This is a genomic window from Burkholderia seminalis (assembly GCF_001718535.1).
In the GTDB taxonomy this organism is placed as follows: domain Bacteria; phylum Pseudomonadota; class Gammaproteobacteria; order Burkholderiales; family Burkholderiaceae; genus Burkholderia; species Burkholderia seminalis.
Window position 1 is genome coordinate 827,241 of sequence record NZ_CP013399.1, and the last position, 16,251, is coordinate 843,491.

The following is a 16,251-nucleotide window of genomic DNA, read 5'->3' on the forward strand; positions in this document are numbered from 1 at the left end:
GCCGGTGGCCCCTTTGACGTGGCGAAACGGATGCATGCGCAACAAAGTGCGAAATGACATCACGTTGCGCACGAGATCATGCGTTTTGTGATGAAGTTGGAGCGAGTATAGAGCAATCGAATGAGCGCGTCCAGCTTGGGCACGGCACGCGGTCGTGCGGCGGCGTCGAGCCGGACGCCGTCGGCGGCTTTCGTGGAAATGATTCGAATTCCAAACTAACAGGCGGGGGCGCCGTTCGGAATCGGCATGCGCGATCGACGTTACATGTCGATACCGACGTCCGCGCGCGGCGTCTTGCCGGTCCAGCGCCGGTACGCGTGACGGAAGCTGCGCGGCTCGCTGTAGCCGAGCCGTTCGGCGATCACCGCGACCGTCAGCGTGTGGTCGTCGAGCATCCGCACGGCTTCGTCGTGACGGACTTCATCGAGCAGCGACTGGAACGTGATGCCGTCCTTGTCGAGCCGTCGGCGCAGCGTGCGCTCCGTCAGGTGCAGCGCATTCGCGAGCGCCGTCATCGACTTGAAACGCACGAGGTCGCGCGCCATCAGCTCCTTCGCCCGATCGGCGAAGCGCGTGCCGACCGACGCGGCCCACTGCCGTTCGAGCACCTCGCACTGGCCGTGCAGCGCATTGAAGCTGACTTCGTTCGCGAGACGCGGCGTTTCCGTGCCGTTCACCGACGTGAACACGAGACGGTTGTCGGCCGCATTGAACGCGACCGGGCAGCCGAAGTGGCGTGCGTAGTCGGCTGCATTGCGCGGCGTGCGGCGCGCGAGCTGCAACTGTTCCGGCCATACCGGCTTGCCGACGAGATCGGACACGATCAGCCGCAGGCTCGACAGGCACATGTCGACCTGGAATACCTCGAGATCGGGTTCGCCGTTGTAGCGGCTGATGGTCACGCTCATGCCGCCGGCGTGCGCGTCGACGCGCACGTCGAAATACAGCCCCATGAACAGCGGGAACTGGCCCATGCAGCGGAACGCCTGGGTCACGGAGCCGCTGATCAGCATCGCGTAGCCGGCGAGACCGAGCGTCGACACGTGCAGCCGCGCGCCGATCGACAGCCCGATCGACGGTACGCCGCTGCAGCGCAGCAGGTTGCGGAAGCAGCGCTGCTCCTGGCCGCGATTCACGTGCAGGTTCGGCGACGCGACCTCGTCCGCGCCGAGCCCCGTGCCTTCGAGCAGCGCGGCGCCGTCGATGTGCCGCACGCGGCACTCGTCCAGCGCGACCGCGATCGCGTGAACGGTGGCCGGAATATCTTCCTGGCGTCCGGCCGGGCGGGCGAGGCCGAGCGATGTGCGCAGGCTGCGCTCGGCCCGGCTCTGGTTGCGTTGGGAGCGGCTGTCCATGGTGCCGATACGGTGACGGGCGTGCACGGAACATAGCCGGAATGTCCGAAAAATGCCAGTGCGGCACAGCAGCATGCATGGCCGGACGATGCGATGCGTGACACCGTGTCCTGAAATATCCCCCGATTACGTCCGTATTTCTCATTCGTCCGGGATTTTTTGGCGCACCACACTTTCTTCCGATCGCGCGCCGCCGTCGGCGCCGGGCGATCGAGAGTTGAAGTCATGAACGCCACCCACCCACGTGAGGACAGCATGGACAACGACAGGCCAGGCCGAACCGTATCGGCCGCCGCGACGCACGACGTCGGCGCGAGCGCGCATCGAGGCGACCCGGACGAGCGCCGCACGCCGCGTCTGCTCGGCCTCTCGACGCTGGTGATCTTCGGCCTCGCGTACATGCTGCCGATGACGGTGTTCACGACCTACGGCCTCGTCACAAGCGAGACGAACGGGCATCTGACGGCCGCCTATGCGGTCACGCTGGTCGCGATGCTGTTCACCGCGCGCAGCTACGGCCACATGGCGCGGCTGATGCCGAGCGCCGGTTCCGCGTACACGTTCGCGAGCCGCAACTTCGGCACCTCGGCCGGCTTCATGGTCGGCTGGGCGTTGCTGATGGACTACCTGTTCATCCCGATGATCAGCTACCTCGCGATCGGCATCTACATGAAGCAGATTTTCCCCGGCGTGCCGGCCAGCGTATGGATCGTCGGCAGCATCGCGCTGGTCACCGGGCTGAATATCGTCGGGATCCGGCTCGTCAACCGCGTGAACCTGATCCTGATCGCGAGCCAGTTCGTGTTCATCGCGATCTTCGTCGTCGCGTCGGCGCGCGTCGCGGCCGGCGAAGGGCTGTCGATGACCGTCGCGTTGCCGTCGTCGGGCGATGCGCGCGCGATCTTCGCGGGCGCCGCGATCCTGTGCCTGTCGTTTCTCGGTTTCGATGCGGTCACCACGCTGTCGGAAGAGACGCGCGAGCCGCGGCGCACGGTGCCGCGCGCGATCCTGCTCTGCACGCTCGCGAGCGGCCTGCTGTTCATGCTGATCGCGTATGCCGGGCAAGTAGTGTTTCCCGACTGGCACGCGTTCAAGGATCTCGATTCGGCCAGCTTCGAATTGATGCGGCGCATTGGCGGCGGCACGCTGTCGGCGTTCTTCGTCGCGGTGTACGTGGCGGGGTGCTTCGCGAGCGCGATGGCCGGGCAGGCGAGCGTGACGCGCGTGCTGTTCGCGATGGGCCGCGATCGCGTGCTGCCCGAATGCGTGTTCGGCCACCTGCATGCGCGGCTGCATACGCCGGTGCGCGCGACGCTCGCGGTCGGCGTCGTGTCGCTGTCCGCGCTGTTCGTCACGCTCGACCTCGCGTCGACGATGATCAGTTTCGGTGCGCTCGTCGCGTTCGCGGTCGTGAACCTGTGCGTGATGCGCAGCTACCTGGGCCAGCGCGGGCACCGTCATGTCGCGGGCTGGATCACGTTCGGCGCGATGCCGGCGATCGGCTTCGCGATGAATGTATGGCTCTGGTCGGGACTGTCGCGCCAGACGTTCTACGTCGGCTTCGGCTGGCTCGTGCTCGGCCTCTGCCAGCTCGTGTGGCTCACGCGCGGCTTCACGCGCCCGGCGCCGACGCTGTCGATGCATTGAATGACCGGCGGCATGTCGCCGGTTCTGAAACCCTGAAGGAGGAGTGACCCATGAACGCTGTTGACGTCAATCCCGGTGCGGACCTGCAGGCGCTCGGCAAGCGCCACCTGCTGATGCATTTCACGCATGCCGATGCGTACCGCGAGAACGCGCTCACCGTGTTCGACCGCGGCGAAGGCTGCTGGCTCGTCGATCGCCACGGCAAGCGTTATTTCGACGGGCTGGCCGGGCTGTACTGCGTGCAGGTCGGCTACAGCCACGGTGCGGAGATCGGCGATGCGATCCGCGAGCAGATGGTCCGGCTGCCGTTCGCGACCAACTGGGGTTATGGCCACGAACCGGCGATCCGGCTCGCGCACCAGCTCGCGGCGCTCGCGCCCGAGGGCCTGAACCGCGTGTTCTTCACGTCGAGCGGCTCGGAGTCGAACGAATCGGCGATCAAGCTGGTGCGCCAGTATCACCAGTCGCGCGGCGAACCGCAGCGGCGCAAGTTCATCGCGCGGCGCGTCGCGTATCACGGCACGTCGTTCGGCGCGCTCGCGCTGAACGGGATGACGAATTTCCGCAAGCACTTCGAACCGTTGATGTCGGGCGTGCGGCACGTGAGCAACACGAAGCGCTACGGCCGCCCGGCGGGCGAGACGGAAGCGCAGTTCACACGCCATCTGCTCGACGAGATCGAATCGCTGATCGTGCAGGAGGGGCCGGATACCGTCGCCGCGCTCGTCGTCGAGCCGCTGCAGAACGCGGGCGGCAGCCTGACGCCGCCGGCTGGCTATGCGGCCGGGCTGCGCGACATCTGCGACCGGCACGGCGTGCTGCTCGTCGCGGACGAGGTGATCTGCGGGTTCGGCCGGCTCGGCGAATACTTCGGGTCGGCGCGCTACGGGCTGAAGCCGGACATCATCACGTTCGCGAAAGGCATCGCGTCGGGCTACGTGCCGCTCGGCGGCGTGATCGCGAGCGACGCCGTGGTCGACACGGTGCTCGACGGGCCGCAGCAGATGTTCCTGCACGGCGCGACGTACGGCGGCCATCCGGTCGCCTGCACGGCCGCGCTCGCGAACCTCGCGATCATGGCGCGTGAAGGGGTGCTCGAGAACGTCCGCGACAACGAAGCCGTATTCCGCCAGACGCTCGACGGGCTGCTCGAACTGCCGTGCGTCGGCGACGTGCGCGGCGACGGCTACCACTACTCGCTCGAACTCGTGACGGACAAGGCCGCGCGCCGCTGGGCGGCCGGTATCAGCGCGCAGGCGTTCGTGTCGACGATGCTCGCGCCCGCGATCTTCGACGCGGGGCTGCTGTGCCGCGCGGGCGTCGATCACGAAGGCACGCCGATCGTGCAGTTCTCGCCGCCGCTCGTGATGTCGCGCGACGAGATCGTGTGGTTCGTCGCGCAGATCCGCGACATCCTCGCCGACACCCATGCCCGGGCGACGCGCTGAGCGCGGCGTCGTTCATTTCAGAAGGAGCAACCGATGCGAACGTCACAACAGTCCTATATCGACGGCCAGTGGCTCGATCCGGCCGACGCCCGGTCGATCGACGTGATCGATCCGGCCACCGCGCGGCCCTATGCGCAGCTCAGGATCGGCGCCGCGGCCGACGTCGATCGCGCGATCGGCGCGGCGAAACGGGCCTTCGACACGTATTCGCGCTGGCTGGTGGACGAGCGTGTCGCGCTGTTGCGGCGCGTGCTCGAGATCTACCAGCGCCGCTACGAAGAGGTCGCACGGACGATCAGCCGGGAAATGGGCGCGCCGATCGCGTTTGCGCGCGCGGCGCAGGCCGCGGTCGGCACCGCGCACCTGGAACAGACGATCCGCGCGCTGCAGTCCTTCCGCTTCAGCACGCAGACCGGTTCGCTGCTGGTGTCGCACGAGCCGATCGGCGTGTGCGCGCTGATCACGCCGTGGAACTGGCCGATCAACCAGATCGTGTGCAAGGTCGCACCGGCGCTCGCCGCCGGCTGCACGATGGTGCTCAAGCCGAGCGAGGTCGCGCCGTTCAGCGCGATCCTGTTCGCGGAAATCCTGCACGAGGCCGGCGTGCCGCACGGCGTGTTCAACCTCGTGCACGGCTACGGGCATGAAGTGGGCGATGCGTTGTCGCGACATCCGGATGTCGACATGGTGTCGTTCACGGGCTCGACGCGCGCGGGTGTCGAGGTCGCGAAGGCGGCCGCCGATACCGTGAAGCGCGTGCACCAGGAGCTCGGCAGCAAGAGCCCGAACCTGATCCTGCCGGATGCCGACATCGAGGATGCCGTCACGCGCGGCGCGCGCAGCTGCTTCAGCAACAGCGGCCAGTCGTGCAATGCGCCGACGCGCATGCTCGTGCATGCGGATCACCTGGCGCTGGCCGAGCAGGCGGCGCGGCGCGAAGCGGAGCGTACCGTCGTCGGCGATCCGCGTTCGACGGAAACGGGCATCGGCCCGGTCGTCAGCCGCACGCAGTTCGACCGCATCCAGCACTTCATCCGGCTCGGGATCGACGAAGGCGCGACGCTCGTCGCCGGCGGTCCCGGCCGGCCGGAAGGGTTAGGCGACGGCTTCTACGTGCGGCCGACGGTATTCTCGAACGTCACGCCGGACATGACGATCGCGACCGAGGAAATCTTCGGGCCGGTGCTGTCGATCATGACCTACCGGACCGAGGAAGAAGCGATCGCGCTCGCGAACGATTCGGTGTACGGGCTCGCGGCCTACGTGCAGTCGAAGGATCTCGATCGCGCACGTCGCGTCGCGGCGAGGTTGCGGGTCGGCAACGTTCACATCAACTACCCGGCGTGGAATCCGGCCGCGCCGTTCGGCGGTTACAAGCGTTCGGGCAACGGGCGCGAGTATGCGGAGTTCGGCCTCGTCGAGTATCTGGAAACGAAGGGGACGACGGGGTACACGGACGGCAGCGCGTGATGATGCCCTGATCGCCCTGGGGACCGGGGCGGCGAACCGGTTCCCGCCGATGGCGGCGCCTCGCCTGGCGTTCGATCGGAACGTCACGTCACCGCCCGCCGCGGGTGCGGCAGCAGTCCCCGGGCCGCCACGAAGCGGTCGGCCTTGATTCCACGCCGCGTGTGCCGCCGCTCAGCGGTCTTCGGGATCGGCCACGGCCGCATCGGCGCCCGCAACGGGAGCGGCGGCGCGCCGGCGAATCTCGGAATCGAGGATCAACCGCCCGCGCAGCTTGCCCTTCATCCGCTTCACATGCTTGGGCGCCTCGGTCATGTGCTCGACCATCAGCGCGCGGACGCGCTCGACGTCGCGCTCGCGCGCGGCCTGCAGGATCGCCTTGTGAATCGACACGTTCGCCTCGCCGAAGCGCTTGTGCTCGACGAGCGGCGTATCGTTCCGGAACTCGATCAACTGCCGGATCATCTCGTTGATCAGTTCGCAGCTGAAGCGCAGGAACGGATTCGGATTCGCGGCCGCAAGGATGTCGTGGAACGTCGTGTCCTCCTGCCGCTGGCGCAGCATGTGGCCGCGATCGTGCACGCCCGAGCCGCCGTCGCAGCACGCGATGTTCGCTTCCAGCGCCGCGAAGTCGCGCTCCGTCAGGTGCGGTACGGCGCCGGCGGCCAGCTCGGGTTCGAGCAGCTTGCGCACCGTATAGATGTCGTCGATCGACACGTCCTTGAAGAACAGGTAGTTCTGCAGGAGCTGCAGCGTGCGGTCGAGCGGCACCTCGACGACCATCCCGCCGCCCGACGGCCCCGTCGTGACCTTGATGAGCCCCTGCACCTCGAGCGACTTCAGCGCCTCGCGGATCGTGCTCTTGCTCACCGCATAGAGCTGCTGCAGCTCGGCCTCGCGCGGCAGGCGGTCACCGGGCTTCAGGTCCTTCTCGGTGATCAGCCGCTTGATCTCCTCGGCGACGAGATCGGCCCGCTTCGGCTGCTTGATTTCGACCGCGAGGCCCGCCCTGGCTCGGTCCATGACCATCTTCACGACTCCTTTGTCTGACTGCGCGCCGCGTCATCGTCGACGATCGGTCCCGGCGCGGGTACGGAATTTTGCCTGATTGACACCAATTTTGATCAACTCTAGCATCAGGTTCATTCTATTTATCATGATAAATAGGATCAACCGGCGACGCGCATCCTGCAGGGCGTGGGTACGGTTTGGCAGTCGGTCGCATCGTGTGTCCCCCTTTATCAGGAGCGTCAACTTGAATCGCCGAGAACTGTTGAAACTGGCCGCGCTGTCGGCCGTGCCGGGCGCGCTCGGCAGCATGTCGTCCCGTGTCGCGTTCGCGCAGGGCTCGCCCATCCAGCTTGCGTGCCCGGTGCCGATGTCCGGCCCGTTCGCGGCCAACGGCAAGTACGCCGATCTCGGCATGCAACTGGCCGTCAAGCAATACGGCAAGGTGCTCGGCGCGCCGCTCGCCTATACGTCGCTCGACACCGAGGGCAAGCCCGCGACCGCCGTGCGGCGCGTGCAGGAGATCGCGCAGCAGAAGGGCGTGCGTTTCTTCGCGGGCGGCATCCTGTCGTCCGAATCGCTGGCGATGGGCAAGGAAGTCCAGAAGGCGGGCGGCGTGTTCATCACGACGGCCGGCGCGGACGAGATCACCGGCAAGGATTGCAACGCGGCGACCTTCCGCTGGTCGGTGCCGACCTTCGGCGCGATCGAGCAGACGGTGCGCCCGCTGGTCCAGATGCTGCCGAAGGCGAAGCGCTGGTACACGATCACGCCGCAATACGTGTTCGGCGACGGCCTGCTGTCGGCCGCGAAGGCGATCTTCAAGGAGAAGGGCATCGAGCACGTCGGCAACAGCTACCACTCGCTCGCCGAAAAGGAGTTCAGCGGTTATCTGACGAATGCGGCGGCCGCGCAGCCCGACGTGCTGCTGATCCTGAACTTCGGCTCGCAATCGTCGGACACGCTGCGCCAGGCCGTCAGCTTCGGGATGAAGCGCAACTGCACGATCCTGCTTGCGTGGGCATCGGGCCTCGAGCAGTTCGAGGCGCTCGGTCCGGACATCTGCGACGGCGTGTATTTCGGCGCGCAGTACTGGCACGGCATCGATGCGCCGCTGAACCGCGATCTCGTGAAGCGCGCGAATGACGCGTTCAAGGCGAACCCGAACTACAGCCTCGCGGGTTCGTACATCTGCACGAAGATCCTGATCGACGCGATGGTGAAGGCCGGCAGCGCCGATCCGAAGAAGGTCGTCGCGGCGATGGAAGGGATGAAGTACGACGGCCTCACGGGGCCGGAGGAAATCCGCAAGGGCGATCACCAGGTCCTGAAGAACTACTACCTGCTGAAAGGCAAGCCGAAGAGCCGGATGAAGAACGCGGACGACTATGCCGACATCGTCAGCTCGGGCCAGTCGTTCCTGCCGGTCGACAAGACGGGCTGCAAGCTCGCGTGACGCAGTGCATGCGTTCGCGGCGCCTCGTGCGCCGCGGGCGTCCGTTACCTTCCTTTCCGACACGGAAGCCATGAACGTCTATCTGCTGCAGATCGTCAACGGCATCGGCGTGGGCATGCTGTATTTCCTGCTCGCCGTCGGCCTGTCGATCGTGTTCGGCCTGCTGCGCTTCGTGAATTTCGCTCACGGTGCGTTCTACCTGCTCGGTGCGTATCTCTGCTACCAGGCGCTGCAATGGTCGGCGAATTTCTGGGTCGCGCTCGCGATCGTGCCGCTCGTCGTCGGCGCGTTCGCGTGGGGCGTCGAAAAACTCGTGCTGCGCCATGTGTACGCGCAGCAGCACGAATTCCACATCCTCGCGACCGTCGGGCTCGCGCTCGTGCTGCAGGAGTGCGCGATCCTCGCGTGGGGGCCGCTCGGCGACAACGTGCCGCCGCCCGACGCGCTGAACGGCGTCGTGATCTGGGGCGGCTTCGTCTACCCGAAGTACCGGCTGTTCGTGATCGGGTTCACGGCCGTGCTCGCCGCGTTGCTGTGGTGGGTGCTCGAAGGCACGCGGCTCGGCAGCACGGTGCGCGCGGGCAGCGAGTCGACGGAGATGGTGTCGCTGCTCGGCATCAACGTGACGCGCGTGTTCAGCCTCGTGTTCGCGCTCGGTGCGGCGACGGCCGCGCTGGCCGGCGTGCTCGCCGCACCGATCCGCGGCGTCGATCCGTTCATGGGTATCGAGGCGCTCGGCGTCGCGTTCGTCGTGGTCGTCGTCGGCGGGATGGGGAATTTTCTCGGCGCGCTGGTCGGCGGGCTGCTGGTCGGCATCGTGCAGAGCCTGATGAGCACGCTGTGGCCGGAAGGCGCGCGGTTGATGATTTATGTCGCGATGGCGGCCGTGCTGCTGTTGCGTCCGAACGGTTTGCTGGGGAGGGCCGCATGATCCAGTCGTCGAAACCGCTGCCGCCGGGCGCGGCGGCGTCGCAACGCCCGCAGCCGTGGCGCGGCATGCTGCAGCGGCCGGAAGGCTGGCTGGCGGTGATCGCCGCGTGCGTGCTGCCGCTCGTGTTGAGTTCGGGGTCGCTCGCGACCGAAGTGCTGGTGTTCGCGCTTGCCGCGCTCGGCTGCAACCTGCTGCTCGGCTATACGGGGCTGTTGTCGTTCGGGCAGGGCATCTTCTTCGGGCTCGGCAGTTACACGGCGGGGCTGGTGCTGACGCGCGGCGTCGAGTCGGTGACGGCCGCGCTGGCCGCGGCCGCGGTGCTCGGCGCCGTCGCGGCCGCGCTGGTCGGCTGGTTCTCGATCCGGCAGCGCGGCACCTATTTCGTGATGCTGACGCTTGCGTTCGGACAGTTGTTCTACTTCCTCGCGTATACGACGCCGGATGTGACGGGCGGCGACAACGGGCTGCTCGACATCCCGCGCCCCGCGCTGTCCGCGTTCGGGCATCCGCTCGTCGTGCTCGATTCGCCGTGGCGCTACTACGGTTTCGTCGCGGTGCTGTTCGTCGCGGTGTTCTGGCTGCTGCTGCGTGTGTCGCGCTCGGTGTTCGGCCGGACGCTGCTCGCGATTCGCGACAACGAGGCGCGCGCGGCGGCGGCCGGCTACGACGTGAAGCGCTTCAAGCTCGCGGCGTTCGTGATCTCGGGCGCGGTCACGGGCCTCGCGGGGGCGCTGCATGCATTGATGACGGGCATCGCGCCGCTGTCGAACATCGACTACCACACGAGCGAGGTGATCCTCGTGATGACGGTGATCGGCGGCACGGGCAACCTGTTCGCGTCGGTGCTCGGCGCGGCGTTCTACGTGTTGTTCGCGGACTGGCTGTCGACGTTGTGGCCGCGCTGGCTGCTGCTGCTCGGCCTCGTGCTGATCGCGGTCAGCCTGTTCATGCAGCGCGGGTTGTGGGGGCTCGGCGAACGCGTCATCGCATCGCTGCGGCGTAACGATCGCACTGCGGCCACGGTCAAGGAGCAGCCATGAGCGAAGCGATTCTCGAAGCGCGCGGCGTCGTCAAGCGCTACGGCAAGTTCACCGCGCTGGGCGGGGTCGACCTGCGGATCATGCCGCGCACCGTGCATTCGGTGATCGGCCCGAACGGGGCAGGCAAGACGACGCTGTTCCATACGCTGACGGGCACGCTGCCGATCACGTCGGGCTCGATCCTGTTCGACGGTCACGACGTGTCGCGCGAACCCGATCACAAGCGCGTGCGGCGCGGGATTGCACGCTCGTTCCAGGTGACGAGCCTGTTTCCGAACCTGAGCGTGCGCGAGAACCTGCGGGTTGCCGCGCAGGGCGTCGATTCGCGTCGCGCGCTGAATCCGTGGGCGCCGCCGCGCGGTGCGCTCGCGCACGACGGCATCGTCGACGAGGTGCTCGAGCGGCTCGGCCTGCAGCGGTTCGCCGACACCGCGTCCGGCGTGCTGTCGCATGGCCAGCAGCGCCGGCTCGAGGTCGGCATGGCGCTGGCGGCGCGGCCGCGTGCGATTTTCCTCGACGAGCCGACGTCGGGCATGGGGATCGACGATCTCGACGACATGAAGGCACTGATCCGCGGCCTGCGCGACGACTACACGGTCGTGCTGATCGAACACAACATGGGCATCGTGATGGACATCTCGGACACGATCACGGTGATGCAGCAGGGGCGCGTCCTGGTCGAAGGCAAGCCCGATGCGATTCGCGGCGACGCGCGCGTGCGCAGCGCCTATCTCGGCAACATGATCACGGGAGGCCGCGCATGATGCTCGACGTGAAGGACGTGCACGCCTGCTACGGCAAGAGCCACGTGCTGCAGGGTATTTCGCTGAACGTCAATGAAGGCGAGACGGTGACGCTGCTCGGCCGCAACGGCGCGGGCAAGTCGACGACGCTCAAGACGATCGCGGGCGTCGTCGTGCCGACCGCCGGCACGGTGACGTTCGACGGCCGGCCGGTGTCCGGGCAGCCGGCGCACCGGATCGCCGCGCGCGGCCTGTGCTTCGTGCCCGAGCATCGCGGCATTTTCCGGCTGCTGTCGGTCGAGGAAAACCTGCGGCTCGGCGCGCGCCGCGATTCGCCGTGGCAGCTCGACGACATCTACCGGATCTTTCCGCGCCTGAAGGAGCGCCGCCGCAACGGCGGCGGGCAGTTGTCGGGCGGCGAGCAGCAGATGCTCGCGATCGGCCGCGCGCTGATGAATCATCCGCGGCTGCTGATGCTCGACGAGCCGGTCGAGGGGCTCGCCCCGGTGATCGTCGAGGAGATCGTCGAGCAGTTGAAGCAGATCAAGGCCGCCGGCGTCGCGATCCTGCTCGTCGAACAGAACCTCGAAGTGTGCACGCAGCTCGCGGACCGCCACTTCGTGATCGAGCAGGGCGTGATCGTCTACGAAGGCAGCAATGCCGCGTTCGCGGCCGATCATGACGTGAAGGACCGGTACCTGGGCGTCGGCGTCGCATGAACGCCGTACCCTTTCAATGCGAGGAATGGCAACGATGCAAGTAGAGCATTTGACTCCGGGCGTCGCGGCGTCCGGCTTGCGCGTCGATGGCGCACGGCTGTGGGACAGCCTGATGCGGCTCGCGCGGATCGGCGCGACCGACAAGGGCGGCGTGTGCCGTCTCGCGCTCACCGAACTCGATCGCGACGCACGCGACCTGTTCGTCGCGTGGGCGAAGGAAATCGGCTGCACGGTGCGTGTCGACGCGATCGGCAATATCTTTGCGCGGCGGGCGGGCGAACGCGACGACCTGCCGCCCGTGGCCACGGGCAGTCATATCGACACGCAGCCGACGGGCGGCAAGTTCGACGGCAACTACGGCGTGCTTGCCGGCCTCGAGGTGCTGCGTACGCTCGATGACGCCGGCGTGCGTACGCGCGCGCCGCTCGAGGTGGCCGTCTGGACCAACGAGGAAGGTTCCCGTTTCGTTCCGGTGATGATGGGATCCGGCGTGTTCTCGGGCGCATTCACGCTTGATCATGCACTCGTGCAATGCGACCGCGATGGCGTGTCGGTGCGCGACGCGCTGGCCGCGATCGGCTATGCGGGCGATGCGACCGGCGCGCATCCGGTCGGCGCGTATTTCGAAGCGCATATCGAGCAGGGGCCGGTGCTGGAGGCGCACGACACGACGATCGGCGTGGTCGAGGGCGCGCTCGGACAGCGCTGGTACGACGTGACCGTACACGGCATGGAAGCGCATGCGGGCCCGACGCCGATGGAGCTGCGGCGCGACGCGCTGCTGGTGGCGGCCGATCTCGTGCGTGCGGTGAACGGCATCGCGCGCGCACATCCGCCGCACGGCCGCGGCACGGTCGGCTGGGTCGACGTGCATCCGAATTCGCGCAACGTGATTCCCGGCCGGGTGACGCTGACCGTCGACCTGCGCGCGGCCGACGACGCGACGCTGGCGGCGATGGATGCGGAACTGCGTGCGACATGCGCGGACCTGTACGCATCAACCGGCATGCGGATCGACGTCGAGCAGGTCGTGTACTTTCCGCCGCAGCCGTTCGACGCGGCGCTGGTCGAGCAGGTTCGCGCCGGTGCGAGCGCGCTCGGGCTGTCGTCGATGAACGTGATCAGCGGCGCGGGCCACGACGCCGTGTATCTCGCGCGTGTTGCGCCGACCGCGATGATCTTCGTGCCGTGCAAGGACGGGATCAGCCACAACGAGATCGAGGACGCCGATCCGGCGCATCTGGAAGCCGGCTGCAACGTGCTGCTGCAGGCGATGCTGGGCGCTGCCGGGATCGCGGAGGGCGCTGCGCGATGAAGATCCTGATCGCCCGGATGAACCACGAGACCAACACGTTCTCGCCGGTGCCGACGCCGCTCGCCGCATTCGGCCGCAACGGCCCCGACTGGGGCGACGACGCGTATCGTGCGAACCGCGGGATGCGCACCGCGATGGCCGCGTTCATCGACGCGGCCGCGCGCGAAGGCGCCGACATCGTGACGCCCGTGTCGGCGGCCGCGAACCCGAGCGGGCCGGTCGCGGCCGACGCGTATGCGGCGATCTGCGATGCGATCGTCGCGGCCGCGCCCGGTTGCGACGCAGTGATGCTCGACCTGCACGGTGCGATGGTCGCCGAGCAGAGCGCGGACGGCGAGGGCCACCTGCTCGCGCGCGTGCGCGCGGCGCTGCCCGATGCGCCGATCGCGGTCGCGCTCGACCTGCATGCGAACGTCACGCAGAAGATGGTCGATCACGCGGACGTGATCGTCAGTTTCAAGACCTATCCGCACGTCGACATGTACGAGACCGGCGAGCATGCGGCACGGTTGCTGTTCGACCGGCTTCACGGCCGCGCGCGGCCCGTGCTCGCATGGCGGCAGCCGCCGCTGATGACGTCGACGCTGCGCAGCGCGAGCGCGGACGGCGCGATGCGGCGCGCGGTGGAGGCCGCGCGTGCGGCCGAAGCCGACGGGATGCTGGCGGTATCGGTGCTGCCCGGCTTTTCGCTCGCGGATATTCCCGCACCGTGCATCAGCGTCGTGGTGGTGGCCGACGGCGACCGTGCCGCGGCCGACGCGGTTGCCGAGCGCATCGCGCGGCAGATCTGGGACGCGCGCGACGAATTCGTCTATCGCAGCGCACCGCTTGCCGACTCGGTCGCGCAGGCCGCGGCGCTCGCGCGCGGCGCGGACCGCCCCGTGCTGTTGCTCGATCACGGCGACAACTGCATGTCGGGCGGCCCGTGCGACACGATGGACCTGCTCGAGGCCGCGCTCGCGCAGGGGCTCGACGGCATCGTCAGCGGGCCGTTGTGCGACCCCGAAGCCGTGGCGGCGCTGATCGACGCGGGCGTCGGCGCAACCGTCACGGTGCCGGTCGGCAACCGGCTGCCGTCGCACGGCGGCGTGCGGCGCGAGCCGTTCCGTGCGACGGGCGTCGTGCGCGCGATCACCGACGGCGAATACGTGATCACGGGGCCGACGTACACGGGGCAGCGCGCATACATGGGGCGGGCTGCCGTGCTCGACATCGGCGCGGCCACGCTCGTCGTCACCGAGCGTACGCAGGAGCCGTGGGATCTCGGCGTGTTCGAGAGCGTCGGCGTCGATCCGCGCCGGGCCCGCTTCCTGCTGCTGAAGTCGCGGATGTATTGCCGGCCGGTATTCGTGCCGATCGCGGCCGCGCTGGTCGAATGCGACAGCCGCGGCGTGACGGGCTCGGACTACGGGCTGTTCCGCTACGAGCGGCTCGCGCGGCCGGTGTATCCGCTCGACGACGTGGCACGGTGGGAGTCGGGCGCGCGATCGGCTGCGTGACGGGCCGGGGCGCGAGACGCCGGATTCGCGCGCTTTCGGGCATCATGCGATGGCTCCGGCTCGTCGAGCAGCAGGGCCGGGCAATCCATTGCGTCCGCAACCGATCCGGAGAACCGACCGCCATGCATTCGAATCCCTTCCGCCTGCGCAGCGCGCGCCTGCTCGCCGCGCTGACCTTCGCCACGACGGCCGTTGCCGCGCACGCCGCCGACTGGATCGTGTCCGGCAACGACGGCAAGTACCAGCGTGTCGAGGGCCGCGACACCTATCTGCCGTCTCCGCCGGCCGACACGCTGACGCTGCTCGATGCGAGCACGTTCCCGCCGAAGGTCGCGCTGCAGGTCGACGTCGAGAACGGCATCCAGGGGCCGCCGCAGGCCGTCGCGATCACGCCCGACGCGAAGCTCGCGCTCGTCGGCGCACCGACGCGCTACGACACGGCCGCGAAGCAGCTCGTGTTCGACACGTTCCTGCAGGTCGTGAATCTCGGCGCCGCACCGCCCGCGATCACGCGCATCGAGCTCGGCACGCATCCGCAAGGGATCGCGATCGACCGCTCGGGCCGGCTCGCGCTCGTCGCCAATGTCGACGGCAGCGTGTCGATCCTGCGCATCGACGGCACGCAGGTGACGCTCGACGGCAGCCTGAAGATCGGCAAGAAGCGGCTGGCCGGGATCAGCTTCACGCACGATGGCAAGCATGCACTCGTGTCGCTGCGCGACGAGCAGGGCGTCGCGGTGCTGAACGTCGACGACGGCAAGGTGACCGACAGCGGCACGCGTTTGAGCACGGGCGTCGCGCCTTACACGATCGACGTGTCGAGCGACAATCGCTGGGCCGTCGTCAGCAACGTGGGGCTGGCGGGGCTGCCGGGTTATACGGGCACGCTCGCGGGCGACGCCGATTCGGTCGCACTGGTCGACGTGTCGCGCGTGCCGTTCCGCACGGTCCAGTACCTGACGGTGCCGTCGCTGCCGGAAGGCGTCGCGATCTCGCCGGACGGCAAATGGATCGCCGTGCAGGCGATGGACGGCTCGAACCTGACACCGGACAACCCGGGCCGCCACGCGCACGGCAAGGTGCTGCTGTTCGCGATCCGCGACGGCCAGGCTGTGAAGGTGAACGAGGTGCCCGGCGGCGAAGCCGCGCAGGGCATCGTGTTTACCGCCGATAGCCGGCACGTGATTGTGCAGTTCAACGTCGAACGGCAGCTTGCGCTGTATGCGGTCGAAGGCGGCAAGCTGCGCGACACGGGCAAGCGGATCGCGCTGACGAGCGGGCCGTCGTCGTTGAGGACGCTGCCGCGCTGACGCGCGCGGCATGCCCGCTCGTTCTTCTCCGCGAGTTCATGCGGCGCCCGGCTTCGCCGGGCGTCCGTCGCCCACACTCGTTCACGCCGCCGCCGCAATGCAACAAATGGCGGCAATTCATGCCCGAAGCACTTGGCTTCAGATTGTTTAGTTAAACAAACTGAAAATTCGGGAAACTTCCTGTAGTGCATAAACAGTCGTTGCGGCACTGTAAGCCCTCGGGAAGCGGGTGGCATTCCCGGAAATTGGAGGGCGAGACGGTTGCGGCAGCAACGATTGCCATCGCCGGATTAATCGTTTTAATCAACGGTAC

General features: G+C 67.9%; 13 protein-coding genes. 11 read left to right on the forward strand and 2 right to left on the reverse strand.

Annotation, left to right across the window (positions count from 1 at the left end):
• Positions 1–260 precede the first annotated feature (260 nt).
• Complete coding sequence (locus tag WJ12_RS19485; protein WP_059562375.1) at positions 261–1,355, reverse strand: AraC family transcriptional regulator; 1,095 nt, start codon at positions 1,353–1,355, stop codon at positions 261–263.
• Positions 1,356–1,610: 255 nt separating this feature from the next.
• Here WJ12_RS19485 and WJ12_RS19490 point away from each other — a divergent pair, with 255 nt between their 5' ends.
• From WJ12_RS19490 to WJ12_RS19500, 3 genes are read left to right on the forward strand one after another with little or no spacing between them, the layout of a single operon-like run.
• Positions 1,611–3,002 carry an APC family permease gene (locus tag WJ12_RS19490; RefSeq protein WP_049036710.1) on the forward strand — a complete coding sequence of 464 codons (1,392 nt, stop codon included), beginning with the start codon at positions 1,611–1,613 and terminating at the stop codon, positions 3,000–3,002.
• Between the two features lie 50 nt (positions 3,003–3,052).
• Positions 3,053–4,450 carry an aspartate aminotransferase family protein gene (locus tag WJ12_RS19495; RefSeq protein ID WP_034191925.1) on the forward strand — a complete coding sequence of 466 codons (1,398 nt, stop codon included), beginning with the start codon at positions 3,053–3,055 and terminating at the stop codon, positions 4,448–4,450.
• 33 nt (positions 4,451–4,483) lie between these two features.
• Positions 4,484–5,920 (forward strand): aldehyde dehydrogenase family protein, encoded by a 1,437-nt coding sequence (locus WJ12_RS19500; protein WP_059562378.1) that lies wholly within the window; start codon positions 4,484–4,486, stop codon positions 5,918–5,920.
• Between the two features lie 171 nt (positions 5,921–6,091).
• On the opposite strand, the gene WJ12_RS19505 is transcribed toward WJ12_RS19500, so the two are convergent.
• Positions 6,092–6,946 (reverse strand): FadR/GntR family transcriptional regulator, encoded by an 855-nt coding sequence (locus WJ12_RS19505; protein WP_034192037.1) that lies wholly within the window; start codon positions 6,944–6,946, stop codon positions 6,092–6,094.
• 226 nt (positions 6,947–7,172) lie between these two features.
• Between WJ12_RS19505 and WJ12_RS19510 the strand changes: the two genes are divergently transcribed.
• The 8 genes from WJ12_RS19510 to WJ12_RS19545 all read left to right on the forward strand — a co-directional run bounded on the left by WJ12_RS19510 (position 7,173) and on the right by WJ12_RS19545 (position 15,938).
• Complete coding sequence (locus WJ12_RS19510) at positions 7,173–8,381, forward strand: ABC transporter substrate-binding protein (RefSeq protein WP_034191923.1); 1,209 nt, start codon at positions 7,173–7,175, stop codon at positions 8,379–8,381.
• A gap of 70 nt (positions 8,382–8,451) precedes the next feature.
• The gene (locus WJ12_RS19515; RefSeq protein WP_034191922.1) at positions 8,452–9,312 is read left to right on the forward strand and encodes a branched-chain amino acid ABC transporter permease; all 861 of its coding nucleotides are present in this window, start codon (positions 8,452–8,454) and stop codon (positions 9,310–9,312) included.
• Positions 9,309–10,352 (forward strand): branched-chain amino acid ABC transporter permease, encoded by a 1,044-nt coding sequence (locus WJ12_RS19520; RefSeq protein WP_059562380.1) that lies wholly within the window; start codon positions 9,309–9,311, stop codon positions 10,350–10,352. Before WJ12_RS19515 ends, WJ12_RS19520 begins: the two co-directional genes overlap by 4 nt.
• Positions 10,349–11,116 (forward strand): ABC transporter ATP-binding protein, encoded by a 768-nt coding sequence (locus WJ12_RS19525; RefSeq protein ID WP_049034556.1) that lies wholly within the window; start codon positions 10,349–10,351, stop codon positions 11,114–11,116. Before WJ12_RS19520 ends, WJ12_RS19525 begins: the two co-directional genes overlap by 4 nt.
• Complete coding sequence (locus tag WJ12_RS19530; protein ID WP_059562383.1) at positions 11,113–11,814, forward strand: ABC transporter ATP-binding protein; 702 nt, start codon at positions 11,113–11,115, stop codon at positions 11,812–11,814. The genes WJ12_RS19525 and WJ12_RS19530 overlap by 4 nt, the downstream gene beginning before the upstream one ends.
• A gap of 34 nt (positions 11,815–11,848) precedes the next feature.
• A complete protein-coding gene (locus WJ12_RS19535; RefSeq protein WP_034192036.1) occupies positions 11,849–13,129 on the forward strand; it encodes a Zn-dependent hydrolase in 1,281 nt (426 codons plus the stop codon).
• Entirely contained in the window at positions 13,126–14,628 is a 1,503-nt protein-coding gene (locus tag WJ12_RS19540) for a M81 family metallopeptidase (protein ID WP_034191918.1), read from the forward strand. Before WJ12_RS19535 ends, WJ12_RS19540 begins: the two co-directional genes overlap by 4 nt.
• A gap of 122 nt (positions 14,629–14,750) precedes the next feature.
• Entirely contained in the window at positions 14,751–15,938 is a 1,188-nt protein-coding gene (locus tag WJ12_RS19545) for a beta-propeller fold lactonase family protein (protein WP_059562385.1), read from the forward strand.
• Positions 15,939–16,251: the final 313 nt, after the last annotated feature.